The organism is Mammaliicoccus sp. C-M13 (assembly GCF_022386845.1).
GTDB lineage: Bacteria > Bacillota > Bacilli > Staphylococcales > Staphylococcaceae > Mammaliicoccus > Mammaliicoccus lentus.
Map to the genome: position 1 here is coordinate 1 of NZ_JAJNHQ010000023.1, position 13,813 is coordinate 13,813.

Consider the following 13,813-nt stretch of genomic DNA (forward strand, 5'->3'; position numbering starts at 1 on the left):
AGTTTAATCATGATTTTAGTGGAAATTATTAATCTATACAAAAAAACAAACTGAACTTATAAATTTAAGTTCAGTTTGTCCACAGTCTGAGACCGAGACATTTATATGTCTCGGTCTTTTTCTATCAAAGTCCACCTAATAGACCACTGATATAAACTCCAAGTGCTAGTAACAAGCCGAAAATTGTATTGGCTTTTCCTGTAGCTGCCATAGCAGGCATCATGGATTGTGGTGTATTATTTTTATTAAAACGACGAATTGCTTTTATAGGAAATGGTGCTGAAATAAGTGCGATTAACCAAATGATAGAGCCATAAGGTTTGAATAGTGCTAAGTATATAACAAAGCCATAAGCAAAGATATAAAGTATCGCCATTGTTAGGATAGATAATTTTTTACCTACTAAAATTGCGTATGTTTTACGTCCGCTTTGTTTATCTTTTTCACGGTCTCTAATATTATTAGCTAAGTTGATAAGTCCAATTGTTATAGATACTGGAATACTTAACAACGCTGGATAGTAATTTATTGTTCCTGTTTGAATATAAAATGAAATCATTATAATGACGAATCCCATAAAGAAACCTGCAAATATCTCTCCAAATGGTGTCCAAGAAATTGGGAATGGTCCACCAGTGTAGAAGTAACCAATCGCCATACAAATAAGTCCTATTGGGATTAACAACCAAGTACTTTGCATACAAATATACACGCCAAGTAATAAAGCGATTATATAAAATATAATTGCGAGAGTGTATACTGAATTTGGCGACATACCATTTCTTACAATAGCTCCACCGATACCAACAGATGTGTGGTCATCTAAACCACGTTTGTGATCAAAATATTCATTGAACATATTTGTAGCTGCTTGTATTAATATGCTTGCTAATAACATTGCTAGAACAACTGAAATTTTTATAGAAGATTCTGAGCCTGTTAAGAATATTTTAGAAGCGGCTGTACCTAATAGCACTGGCACAAATGAAGCAGTTAAAGTATGTGGTCTCATCAAATGATAATATTTTTTAATACCTGAATGCTGTGATAAATTTTGTGACATTTATTTACCTCTTATATTAATATTTTTGACATTATTAGTATATGCTTTCACAAACAATAGGTCAATCACTGTAATTGTGTAATATTTTCACATATATTCATTTTAAAAAGTACAATAATTACGCATGTTGATAGAAAAAATGATAAAATAAATAAATAGATATATTTCGGAAAGAAGTGGAAGAGTGATGGCCTTGAGGACGGATTTGAAGCAAAATATGATTTCTGAAATCAAAGGGAATAAAAATTATATTTCAGTTGAAATTGAGCTTCAATATCAACCGGATTTAATTAATTTATTGAGGAAAGCAAATCATTATTTGGGACAAAGATTTTATTATAAATCGAAAGATCATAGATTAGAAATGTGTGGTATTGGCTATGTATTAGAAGCTAGATATTCACACCTAGAACACGATAAAATTTATGAGTATTGGCAAAGTATTAAAGAACAATTAGAAGCAAAAGTTTATCATGATAAAAAGCATCATTTGAAATTTTTCGGAGGATTCCAATTTTCTGAACATGCTTTGACGAATGAATGGAAAGACTACGGTATGAGTCATTTTGTCTTACCAAAATATTTAATAACAATTGAAGATGAACGTTGTTATTTAACTTATACAGAACAAAGCCAAAAGTTTAACATCGAAGAGATTAACGATATTTTATCAAAATTAGATGAACCAAAGCGAACAGATATTATTGAAACGCCAACTATGATTTCTAATAAAGATATTCAAAGTGAAGAGTGGAAAGCTTTAGTAGATAAAGTAGTTCAATTTATGAAAGATTCAGTGGCATTACAGAAAGTAGTATTATCTAGAAGAAGACAAATTGTTTTTGAAAATGAAGTAAATATTGAAGATGCTTTACAGCGCTCATTGAATATAAATGAATCAAGTTATTTATTATTATTTGAGTCTGGTAAATCTCAATTTATTTCACAAACACCAGAACAATTATGCCAAATCAGTAATGGTATATTATATACAAACGCAATTGCGGGTACTATAAGTAGAACAGATGATGAAACAATAAACGAATCTGTGAAAGACGAATTATTAAATGATTCTAAAAACCAATTTGAACATAGATATGTCGTAGATAGTATTATTCACGATATTCAATCATTTACAAAGCACTTAGAATACGATAAAAAGCCTACAATACTAACTAATAAACATTTATATCATTTATATACGAAAATACAAGCTGATTTATTATCAGAAAATGTATTAGAAATCGTTAATCAATTACATCCAACTCCAGCTTTAGGAGGTTTCCCGAAAGCAGAAGCAATGAGATTTATTGAGAATGAAGAATTTGGAACACGAGGTCTATATGGTGCACCTTTAGGCTATATTGATTTAGAAGATAATGGTGAATTTATTGTATCTATTCGCTCAATGTTAGTAAATGAAAATTCAGCAACATTGTATTCTGGCTGTGGAATTGTTAAGGATTCAAATGCAGAATCAGAATTTGAAGAAACAGATTTAAAATTTAAACCGATGTTAAAAGCACTAGGAGTGATGTAGATTTGAGTACACATACTGAAAGCTTAACTAAACAAGTATTTACGTTTGTTTCGAAATTATATGAACATGGGGTTGATGATGTCGTAATCAGTCCCGGATCTAGATCAACACCTTTAGCGATAGCTTGTGAAAGACATCCACATATTAAAACGTGGATTCACCCTGATGAAAGAAGTGCTGCATTTTTCGCTTTAGGTATTATTAAAGCAAATCAGAACCCTGTTGCGATAATCTGTACTTCAGGAACAGCGGCTTCGAACTATACACCAGCAGTTTCTGAAGCGTATATAAGTAAATTACCACTAATCGTTGTAACAAGTGATAGACCTCATGAACTAAGAAACATTGGTGCACCACAAGCTATTAATCAAGTAAATATGTTCCAAAACTTCACAAAATTTCAAATAGATATGCCTTTAGCAGATGAATCTGAAGGTACTATTAATACAATAAATATTAATATGATTAAAGCTGAAAAACATTTTGTAGGTCCACAAAGAGGGCCAGTGCATTTTAATTTTCCGTTTAGAGAACCATTATTACCGGATGTTAAATTGAGAAGATATCTATCTTCAAAAAGAAAAATAGAAACGAAGTATCAGAAGTCTATTGATTTTACAAATGTTCAAAATTATATTGAAAAACCTAGAGGTGTAGTTGTAGTAGGAGATACTCAAGGTCAAGATTTATCTCAAATATTGACTTATTCTGCTATTCATAACATACCGGTTTTAGCTGATCCTTTAAGTAATTTAAGAGGTTTGAATCATCCAAACGTTATCGCAACATACGATGCATTGTTTAAAGGTGGTTTAAGTATCGAACCACAATTTATTATTAGAGTGGGACAACCAGTAGTTTCTAAACAACTTAATAATTGGTTGAAAGAAGTTAAATGCCCTCAGATACTCGTACAAAATAACGATACACCAGATGCTTTTCCAAAAGTTCCAACAATTTCAGTTGAATTGAGCCCAAACGATTTCTTTAGACAAGCTCAAGATGTGACACCAACACAAAATAAAAATTGGTTGAAAAAGTGGCAAGCTATGGAGAAAGAAGCACGCGCGTTAATTGAGACGCATATTGAAGAAGAAGCTGACGAAGGTGCAGCAGTAGGAAGCTTATTGAAAAAAATGACTTCTAAAGATACTGTGTTTGTCGGCAACAGTATGCCAATTAGAGATGTAGATACATTCAATATTGATTCAAAAGCTGAAATTGCAGCAAATAGAGGCGCTAATGGTATAGATGGTGTTGTATCAACAGCGTTAGGTATGTCTGTTTATAGAAAAGTGACACTGGTTATAGGAGACATCTCATTTTTCCATGATATGAATGGATTAATTATGAGCAAAGCTTATGATTTAGATATTACGATTATTTGTCTCAATAACAATGGTGGTGGGATATTTAATTACTTGCCACAAAAAGAAGAAGCACCAGAACATTTTGAAAAATTATTCGGTACACCGTTGAATCTTGACTTTCAGCATGTTGCGCATTTATTTGAATTAGGTTATGAAAAATTTGAAAATGTTTCAGATTACAAACGACAAACATTACCTCAATTCGGTTCATATTTATATGAAATTATGACAAATCGACAAGAAAATACGGAAACACATCGAGAATTATTTGGCAAAATGAAAGGTATTCAATATGTTAACTCATTACGTTAAAGGTGAACTGAATACAGATCAGCCAACACTTATTATGTTACATGGTTTTATTAGTGACCATACGACTTTTCATTTAGTAGAAGATAAAATCGTAAATAATGATATCAATATTATTGAAATTGATTTACCTGGTCATGGACAAGATAAATCTAGAATAGATGATGAGTGGAGTATGCCTTTTATAGCTCAACAATTGTTAGAAGTTATAGAATATTATAATTTAAATCAAGTGTTCTTACACGGTTATTCTATGGGAGGTCGTGTAGCGCTTAGCTTTGCTATTCAACATCCACAAGTATTAAAAGGACTTATATTGGAAAGTGCTAGTCCTGGTATACAAGATAATGACGAGAAACAGAAACGTATTGAAGTTGATAAAAACAGAGCGCAATTAATTAGTGAAATAGGCGTGACTGAATTTGTAAATGAGTGGGAGCAATTACCACTTTTCAATACTCAAAATCATCTGGCTTCTGAGGAACGTAAAAGAATCCGTAAGATGAGATTATCTCAAAATCCAAAAGGGCTTAGCAAATCTTTAATTGATTATGGTACTGGATCACAAACATCATATTGGGCAATGTTAGATCAGTTACAAACTCCAGTATGTATAATTGTTGGTTCAGAAGATGAAAAATTTATAAATATTGGTTCGAAAATGAATAATTGCTTTAAAAATAGTGAATTACACATAGTAAAAGAAGCTGGGCACACAATTCATGTGGAACAACCAACAAAATTTGATACAATAATAGTAGAATTTATTTTAGGAGGCACATTATGTCAAGACAATGGGGAACGATAAAAGAATATAAAGAAATTAAGTACGAATATTTTGAAGGTATTGCAAAAATTACAATTAACCGTCCAGAAGTTCGAAACGCTTTTACGCCATTAACAGTAAACGAAATGATTGATGCATTCTCAAGAGCAAGAGATGATGAAAGAATAGGTTCAATTATCTTAACAGGTGAAGGTGACTTAGCATTTTGTTCAGGTGGAGACCAATCTGTGCGTGGTCACGGCGGATATGTCGGAGACGACCAAATCCCTCGTTTAAACGTATTAGATTTACAACGTTTAATCCGTGTTATTCCTAAACCAGTAGTAGCGATGGTTAGAGGATATGCAATCGGTGGTGGACATGTATTACACATCGTTTGTGACCTTACAATTGCGGCAGAAAATGCAAGATTCGGTCAAACAGGACCAAAAGTAGGTTCATTTGATGCTGGATATGGTTCAGGTTATTTAGCTAGAATCGTTGGTCATAAAAAAGCTCGTGAAATTTGGTTCTTATGCCGTCAATATGATGCACAAGAAGCGGTTGATATGGGACTTGTAAATACAGTAGTACCTTTAGAGCAAATAGAAGACGAAACAGTACAATGGTGTCAAGAAATGATGGAACATTCACCAACGGCTTTACGTTTCTTAAAAGCAGCTATGAATGCTGATACAGATGGCTTAGCAGGATTACAACAATTCGCTGGCGATGCAACATTATTATATTATACATCTGATGAAGCAAAAGAAGGCCGCGATGCCTTTAAAGAAAAACGTAAACCAGACTTCGACCAATTTCCTAAATTCCCATAATATATAAAATAAGCATATCACTTTCATACTGAAATAATCAGTTAAGTGATATGCTTATTTATTTTGATTTAGTATAGTTTATTCATAATTATTAATATTTTAATAAATGTTTCTTAATTACATGCTCTATTAAATATGGTATTTCTTCAAATGCACTTTTAGTATGGATTCTTTCCGTTACTTGGTGGGCATCTTTACCGATTGGCCCAATATTTAATACAGGAGCACTTATCTCTTTAATGTCATGAAATGGAATGAAATACGATTGATTGAAATTTGGTGTTTGTTCAATATAGCTTTCAAATCCATCATCATCTTGTCTATATTTTGCGTAACTTAAATCACTTATGCCATTAAAGAAATACTGTCTTTTAGATGTTCTATCGAATTGTTCTAGAGACTTTTGGCTAACCGTTTCAACAATTTCATCTATGAAAGAATCTTCTGATGAATGTGCCGCTGGATAATAGGGCGGTGCGAAAAATGTTATTACAGTTGGCCCAAGGTTTTTTAACATATGCATTAGTTGGTCCGCAATTTCGATTGCTTGTGCCCGTTCATCACTTATTTGATTAATAATTTGCTCAATAATTAAATTAACGTGTGCCTCTCCAAATTCTTCAATAGCTGTTAATTTTAACTCCTTAAAAGTCATTATATTAATATTAATTTTTCTAGATTGACCTTCGTTTTTTATAATATTTTGATAGGTTTCTTCGCACTCTTTTACTGCTTTTTCAACGATGCTATTAAAAGTCTTGAATACATCTTCAGCATTTTTATTAAATAAGAATATATTATATAAAGCAACTGTTCTAAATGGTGTTTGTACATCATAGTGTTCTTTAATATCACGACTCATTAGTGAGACTGGTAATGGTGTCGTTTCTTCTTTATATTCTTCTTTAAAAGTAGGGTTATATTCCATTTCATTATTTATAAAACTTTGAATATAATTAGAGCTTAAACCTTGTGTTGGTTGACCTACATGAGTCTCTTTACCGTAACAGAGAACAGATGGCATTATTTTTCCAATCGTACCAGAATAAATATAGTGGTTGGAATCTTTTTCAGCTTGAGAGAAAGTCGGTTCACTATTTAAATGTAATTCAAATTCTAGTTGATCTTCTTTTCTTAATTGATTTAATTTTTCTACAGCTTTTAACATCCCGAGAGAACCAACTTCTTCATCAGGTACTGATACTACAATTATGTTGATATCCCAAGATTCATATATAGCTTTTTCTAAAGTTGACATATGTATCATAAGACCAGGTTTCATATCCATAGAGCCACGACCAAATAAATAATCGCCAGTCTTGATATCTTCTTTAGCATCCTCAGATAAATATTTATCATTTTCTTTAAAAATTTCTGTAAGTTTATCCATTTCAAATGCATGCATTTTATATTCGCTAAAGTCATCAATACCAACTGTATCGTAGTGACTAATACATATTAAGGTCTTCTTTGAGTTTGGTGCTTTATAATAAACTAATACTGCATTTCGACCATCCCCAGTCGGTTGCAGTATAATTTGGTCTTCTCTTGATTTAAAATAATCTAGTTTTAAATATTCATTCTTTAAAAAATAAGGAAATGTTTTTTCACCTTCAGAATGTGTAATAGAAGCATGGCTCACTAATTTTTTTAGTAATTTTTCTCGTTCCTTACTTGTTTGCCATAATAAATTCATAAAAATCCAACCCCTTTAAGATAAATCTTGTATCATTTTTTCCAATCTATTAAGTCCTTCTTCTAATGATTTAAGGTCATAAGCGTATGAAATTCTAATATAACCTTTTCCTATATGTGTAAAAGCTGAACCTGGAACAACAGCAACATGATACTCCTCTAAAGCTTTTATACAAAAGTCATAATCATCTATACCAAAATGTGAAATTTGAGGGAAGATATAAAAAGCTCCTTCAGGTTTTTCTGATAAGACAAAACCTATTTCAATTAAACGATTATAGACATAATCACGACGTTCAATGTAAGCTTTATTCATTTCTTTAGGAGAATCAATACTGTGTGTAAGTGCTTCTATAGCAGCATACTGACTCGGAACATTTGCACAAATACAATTATAAGCATGTACAAAAGTTAATTGTTTCATTACATATTCTGGACCTAATAAAAAGCCAATACGTAATCCAGTCATCGAATGAGATTTACTTAAACCGCCTAATAAAATACATTGATTTTTAATTTCTTCATATGATGCGAAAGATGTATGTTGATCATTAAATGTATTTTCAGCATAAATTTCATCACTAACCACATAAATTGGATGTTCTTTAAATACATCTACTAATGCTTCAACTTCATTTTTATGTAAAGTAATGCCCGTAGGATTATTAGGATAGTTAAGTAATATTGCTTTAGTTTTATCAGTAATATGAGATTTTACTAGTTCAGGTGTTATTTTTAAATTTGTTTGGGTAGTATCTATATAAACAGGCTTTGCACCAAGCAATTCAACTAAAGGCACGTAACCGGCATAAACTGGAGCAGGGATGAGTACTTCATCACCTTGTTCTATAATGCCCCTTAATGCAGTGTCTAGCGCTTCACTTGCACCATTTGTTACTAATATTTCATTCGTATTAAAATAAGCATTAAAACGGTTTTCATAATATGATTTTACAACTTCTCGAAGTTTCAATAAGCCTGCATTATGAGAATAAGAAGTAAAATTATGATCAATAGCATCTTTCATAGCTTCTTTAACACGATTTGGTACATGAAAGTCGGGTTGCCCGACTGTCAGATTTATAACATCATCAATTTCAGGTATACGGTTAGAAATAGCTCTTATTCCGGATACTTGAAGTTTTGATGCAAAACGGTTTAACGGTAATTGCATTTTTTTCACCTCTTCAAAACGATAATTTAATTATAACGGTAATATAGCTACAAATAAATGAATATAGCAAAAATTTCGAAAACGTATTACAATAAGAAAAACATTACAAAAAATGGGGATGTTTACAATGGTAGATTTAAGTAAAATGAATCAGCGTTTAAAATTATTATTATCTTTAGATATTTTTGAATGGTTACCTCATCCGACATTTGTATTAGTGCAAAATAATGAAGAACAATGGATGATAACTTTTGAAGAAGATTCGATACATATTAGTAGGGCAGAAGTACAATTACCACACTTTCATAGGTTTTATTTTGGACAAGACAATCAATTAATTAAACGTGCTCAGTTTCATATTAAATTTAAAGCTAAAGCTGAAATGTCATTAGATGAAAAACAATTTGTATCAGATTTTATGAGACCATCTGAGAAAAAAGAAAATCCAATCTTGTTTATACAATCAGAAACACCATATACACAAGAGTGGATTGATTACTTAACGTACTTGTTAAGTGCAGGATACGAGGTCTTAGAGAATATACGACGTAATAATCATCAATTAGCACCAATCACTCACAAGCATGTTCATATACCAGCTTATTTGTTAAATAGAGAAGAAAAATATATAGGTACAATATCTTATGAAACTTTAATAAGATAGTATACAAAAAGGATGTTTTCGCTAGTTTCTAGCGAAAACATCCTTTTTATTTTTAATTTATATTCTATTCTTTCTTTTTAGGTGGTTTTTTCATGTTTACAACTGGATTTGCATAATGTTTAACAAGATCAGTACTAAAGAAGTAAACAATTACAATAGTTATAGCGATGATTCCAATCCAAGCATATGGTTGTTCTATTAAAAACTTATCCCATGCTTGAGATCTGAACAGTCCAACGAATAATCCATGTAATAAATATATAAACATAGTTCTAGAACCGATGTATGTTAAAGATAGTTTTCGTTCAGGTATTAGATTCATAAAACTTAATGTTGAAACGAAAATAACAATATAAATAAATAGTCGTTTTAAGGCACTGTAAACAGTGACGTCACGATCAATTTCTGAATATGGTTTACTACCAAATAGCCATTCAAAATTATAATCAGTCATTAAATATGCAATAAAGATAACGATTAAACTTAGACAAGAAATCCAAAGATACTTTTTATTTCTTAGAATTATAGATTGCTCTTTATTAATATAATAACCTAATAAGAAAATGGGGAAGAACACGAAAGTTCTTGAAAGGCTTAATTTTGCATTAATAAAATCGAAGTATCCTACTAATAAACCTATTAAAATAGCAATAATAAAAGTAGCATATGGGTTGAAGTTTCTTACAAAATGTAAAATGATATGCCATGAAAATAGACTGACTAAGAACCACATTGCCCATTGAGGATCGAAGGGGCTAACATTTAATGTATCGTCTCTGTCTATAAAGTAATAATACAATCCATAAAAAACTTGGAAAATTAAATAAGGTAAAAGTAATTTAATAGTAATTTTCTTTATGTATCCTGGCTTACCAACACTTTTTGCAAAGAAACCCGAGATAAGTACAAATGCCGGCATATGGAAACTATATATAAACATATACAGTGCTTTAATTAAATGGTTATCGTTAATATAAGACCTTAATAAATGTCCAAACACCACTAGTACAATTAAGAAAAACCTGGCGTTATCAAAATAATGATCTCTTTCTTTATGATTTGTCATGAAAATACTCCCTTAAATCAAGTGTTTACGCTTTCTATGAAATGTAGATTATAAATTAAATAAGTTCAATGTACAAATATAATCTATTTTAAAATATAAAATCATCCAAATAAATGAGTCCGGAACATCAATAATTGTCCCGGACTTTATGTTGTATTGGCAGTAGCTGACTGGATTGAAAACACGCTTATATAAAGTTTTTCAACCCTAGTCATCCTTACCGAGGCGGGACACGAAATCTTTTTAAGAAAATGAGATTTCTGTCCCACTCCTCATGCTACTTCTATTGATTAAGATTTATATCGGTCAAAGTCGTAATATTCGCCATCAGTTTGAATTTGTTGGTAAAAATCACTAATACGCTTAGCATTAGAAGTAGAAAAATCTACGCCAGTCGCATATTGATGTTCACCTGGGTTTTGAGGATTAAAACGCATTTTATATAATGTATTTTGTCCTGCATTAATGTAGTTACTAGAGATAAATTGAGCTCCACCAAAAATAGCTTTGGATGGTGTATCCCATCCTGCTTGTTGAGCGTATTTAATACCACCGTATAAAGCATTGTCATCAATAGCACCTACACCAAACATATTATAATATTTAGTATCTGATTTTAAATCAACTTTACCATCAGAATTAATACTACCGCCTTTTGCTAAATCACTTGTGCCATTACCCGTTTCAAGAAGAGCGTGAGAAATTAAGTATATCTCGTTTACACCAACAGATTTTGCTGCTTCACTAAATGCTTCTCCTTGATTTTCTAATATACCTTTATCACGGAGTAATTCATTTAATTTAGATACAGGAATATTTTGAGATTGATTTAAATCTAAAAATTGATATTTTTGTACTGGATCGTCAATATATTTACTTGTGTCCATTGCATCTTTAACTTCTGCTCTAGTCGCTTTTCTAACGCCACTTGGTAACACTTTTTTAGGCTCTGTGCCATTTTTTAAAGCCATTTGAATATCTACAGCTTCATCAAGTGTATAAGGGCTTGTTGAAGATTTTGTTGAAGTTTCTGCAATTTGTAAGTATTTAGCATTAATCCATACTGTTTGTCCATTTAATATGCCTTTGTACCAAAGTTCATTGCCAATTTGTTGAGATGTAATGACTTTGAAATAAGCGTAGTGATAATTTTGTAATGAACCTAATAAGGTATTTTTAGAAGCATATGGCTCACTATAGAAATAACCAGTATTATCAGTGATTAAGTAATTTGTATAATTTTCTTGATAAGCGATTGGTGTATTATTTACAGTGCTAGCTTTAATTGCTTCTGTCTTTTTAGGTGTAACAGTTGGTTGAGTGACTGTTTTTGGTTTTGTTGCATTTTGTAACTGTACATCTTGAGATTTAACCCAACCTAATGGTATAGCATTGTTATCTTGTAATAAATAAAATGTTTGATTGTTTATTACTGATTGTTTACCAATTTTAAATGTTTTTCCTGCTTTATTAACAGCTGGAACAGTTTTGTCATTATAAACAGAAGTATATACACCAGAAATATTTTTGTTTACTGTTCCTACATAATTTACGCGTTCTGTATTGGCTGTATAATTTTTATTAGCTTGAGCAACCTGACTAGGCTTCGCAACTTTATTGTTAGTTTGAGCTGCTGGTTTAGATTTAACAGCAGTAGAAGCGGCTGGTTGAGTGACTGGTTTCGCGTTGTTAGTTTGAACTTTATTTGTACTTACAGTCGGTTTAGGCTTCACAGCTGTATTATTATTTTGAGCTACTGGTTTAGGATTAACAACACTAGAAACATCTGATTTACTTACAGGTTTAACGTTACTAGTTTGTTCTTTACTAGTACTTTCAACTGGTTTAGGTTTTACAACTGTATTATTTGGTTTTTGAGTTGGTTTAGGTTTAACAGAACTTTGTAATTGTACATCACTTGCTTTAACCCAACCTAATGGTGTTGAATTATTGTCTTGTAATAAATAAAATACTTGGTTGTTATAAGTAGATTGTTTACCAATTTTGAATGTTTTACCTGCTTTATTAGCAGCAGATTTTTGCTGATTATCATATACAGAAGTATATACGCCAGAAGCATTAGTGTTCACTTTACCAACATAGTCTACAACGATTGTGTTAGCAGGTTTTGAAACTACTGGCTTGCTAGGTTTGGCTTCAGGTTTAGTACTTGGCTTAGATACTACTGGCTTACTAGGTTTAGTATTAGGCTTAGATACTGTTGGTTTAGTACTTGGTTTAGATACTGTTGGTTTAGTACTTGGTTTAGATACTGTTGGTTTAGTACTTGGTTTAGATACTGTCGGGTTACTAGGCTTAGTAGTATTTTGGCTAGGCTTAGTAGTAGGTTTAGTTACTGGTTTAGTTGTTTCAGGCTTAGTAGGTGCTGTTAATAAACCAGTTTTGTATTGATATTTTTCCGTAACTAAGTCAACAAGTTCATCAAATGTATAATTATTCTCAGCAAACCAACCGTACGGATCACTGTGGTCTGTTCCACCTAAGAATTTAGATACAGCGTCGTGTGACCAAAGAGTACCAACGCCATCTCTCTCAGCACTATCTAATGATAATCCATAATAAGCTAAGTTCGTTGCAATATAATCTGCATAATTGTTAATAGAGCGAGCAAATCTATCGCTGCCATATACACGAACTAGTTCTACATGAATAAATCTTGGGTTTGCTTGTGCACCAGCACCCCATGCTAAATAGTCAGTAGGAGCTACTTCGATAATATTGTTATCATCTACATAAGCGTGTACGAACGCACTCTCATAATTATTTTTCATATAAGCAATCTCATTATGAATTGTAGAGTTAGGGTTTGCAGTTTCGTGAGCAACAATTCCTTCAGGTTTCCCAACCCCATTTCTATAAGGGATTTTTGGAATGTGGCTAGAGAAATCTTCTACATATTTAGGAACAGTATAGTTATTATTTCTTATTTGATTGTTAATTGATGAATTAACTGCAGCTTCATATTGAACATTAGCTGCTCTTACTTTAGGAGTACTTGGTGCATTTACAGCCGTTCTAAATTTAGTGCTGTTACTTTGTGGAGCAGCAGAACGTGACTGGATTTCCGCATTTTTAGAAGCAACTTTAGGTTCACTAATATTAGTCTCGTTGGCTTGATTAGTTTGGTTATTTTCATCAGATTCAGCATCATTAGAAGTATTATCTTCTTTAGATTGCTCTTTAATATTCTCGTTATTGTCTTGTTCTACGTCAGATGCATTATCTTCAGCAGAAACATTATCAGATGTAGCGTCATCAGAAGCATTGTCATCTTTCACTTGCTCTTGATCATTAGCATTAACATCAGAG

Annotated in this window: 10 protein-coding genes; 5 read left to right on the top strand and 5 right to left on the bottom strand. The window is 31.8% G+C overall.

Going from position 1 to position 13,813, the window contains the following annotated elements:
• Positions 1 to 124: 124 nt before the first annotated feature.
• Entirely contained in the window at positions 125 to 1,063 is a 939-nt protein-coding gene (locus LQ615_RS13005) for a 1,4-dihydroxy-2-naphthoate polyprenyltransferase (protein ID WP_064204879.1), read from the bottom strand.
• A 187-nt stretch (positions 1,064 to 1,250) separates the two neighbouring features.
• On the opposite strand from LQ615_RS13005, the gene LQ615_RS13010 reads away from it, so the two are divergent.
• Genes LQ615_RS13010 through menB form a run of 4 tightly spaced genes read left to right on the top strand, consistent with a single transcriptional unit; the run spans position 1,251 to position 5,884 of the window.
• Positions 1,251 to 2,603, top strand: a complete 1,353-nt coding sequence (locus tag LQ615_RS13010) for an isochorismate synthase (RefSeq protein ID WP_239704179.1) — start codon at positions 1,251 to 1,253, stop codon at positions 2,601 to 2,603.
• A 2-nt stretch (positions 2,604 to 2,605) separates the two neighbouring features.
• A complete protein-coding gene (gene menD / locus LQ615_RS13015; RefSeq protein ID WP_103268902.1) occupies positions 2,606 to 4,285 on the top strand; it encodes a 2-succinyl-5-enolpyruvyl-6-hydroxy-3-cyclohexene-1-carboxylic-acid synthase in 1,680 nt (559 codons plus the stop codon).
• A complete protein-coding gene (gene menH / locus LQ615_RS13020; RefSeq protein WP_239704180.1) occupies positions 4,266 to 5,090 on the top strand; it encodes a 2-succinyl-6-hydroxy-2,4-cyclohexadiene-1-carboxylate synthase in 825 nt (274 codons plus the stop codon). The genes menD and menH overlap by 20 nt, the downstream gene beginning before the upstream one ends.
• The gene (menB, locus tag LQ615_RS13025) at positions 5,063 to 5,884 is read left to right on the top strand and encodes a 1,4-dihydroxy-2-naphthoyl-CoA synthase (RefSeq protein WP_239704182.1); all 822 of its coding nucleotides are present in this window, start codon (positions 5,063 to 5,065) and stop codon (positions 5,882 to 5,884) included. The genes menH and menB overlap by 28 nt, the downstream gene beginning before the upstream one ends.
• 91 nt (positions 5,885 to 5,975) lie before the next feature.
• Here menB and LQ615_RS13030 read toward each other — a convergent pair whose 3' ends face one another.
• Positions 5,976 to 7,580 carry a M20/M25/M40 family metallo-hydrolase gene (locus LQ615_RS13030; RefSeq protein WP_103268903.1) on the bottom strand — a complete coding sequence of 535 codons (1,605 nt, stop codon included), beginning with the start codon at positions 7,578 to 7,580 and terminating at the stop codon, positions 5,976 to 5,978.
• Positions 7,581 to 7,595: 15 nt separating this feature from the next.
• Complete coding sequence (locus LQ615_RS13035) at positions 7,596 to 8,753, bottom strand: aminotransferase class I/II-fold pyridoxal phosphate-dependent enzyme (RefSeq protein WP_064204884.1); 1,158 nt, start codon at positions 8,751 to 8,753, stop codon at positions 7,596 to 7,598.
• Positions 8,754 to 8,880: 127 nt separating this feature from the next.
• Here LQ615_RS13035 and LQ615_RS13040 point away from each other — a divergent pair, with 127 nt between their 5' ends.
• Positions 8,881 to 9,417, top strand: coding sequence for a hypothetical protein (locus LQ615_RS13040; protein ID WP_016999618.1), 537 nt, complete (start codon positions 8,881 to 8,883; stop codon positions 9,415 to 9,417).
• Between the two features lie 64 nt (positions 9,418 to 9,481).
• Here the strand turns inward: LQ615_RS13040 and LQ615_RS13045 are convergent, their stop codons facing one another.
• Together LQ615_RS13045 and LQ615_RS13050 are read right to left on the bottom strand one after the other, a co-directional pair.
• Positions 9,482 to 10,483 (bottom strand): acyltransferase family protein, encoded by a 1,002-nt coding sequence (locus LQ615_RS13045; protein ID WP_064205415.1) that lies wholly within the window; start codon positions 10,481 to 10,483, stop codon positions 9,482 to 9,484.
• Positions 10,484 to 10,773: 290 nt separating this feature from the next.
• On the bottom strand, positions 10,774 to 13,813 hold a 3,040-nt coding region (locus LQ615_RS13050; RefSeq protein WP_239704181.1), incomplete at its 5' end, for an N-acetylmuramoyl-L-alanine amidase.

Coding starts and splice junctions, on each gene's coding strand:
- LQ615_RS13005 (WP_064204879.1), bottom strand. CDS start 1,063: ATGTCACAAAATTTATCACAGCATTCAGGTATTAAAAAATATTATCAT.
- LQ615_RS13035 (WP_064204884.1), bottom strand. CDS start 8,753: ATGCAATTACCGTTAAACCGTTTTGCATCAAAACTTCAAGTATCCGGA.
- LQ615_RS13045 (WP_064205415.1), bottom strand. CDS start 10,483: ATGACAAATCATAAAGAAAGAGATCATTATTTTGATAACGCCAGGTTT.
- menH (WP_239704180.1), top strand. CDS start 4,266: ATGTTAACTCATTACGTTAAAGGTGAACTGAATACAGATCAGCCAACA.
- LQ615_RS13040 (WP_016999618.1), top strand. CDS start 8,881: ATGGTAGATTTAAGTAAAATGAATCAGCGTTTAAAATTATTATTATCT.
- LQ615_RS13010 (WP_239704179.1), top strand. CDS start 1,251: ATGGCCTTGAGGACGGATTTGAAGCAAAATATGATTTCTGAAATCAAA.
- LQ615_RS13030 (WP_103268903.1), bottom strand. CDS start 7,580: ATGAATTTATTATGGCAAACAAGTAAGGAACGAGAAAAATTACTAAAA.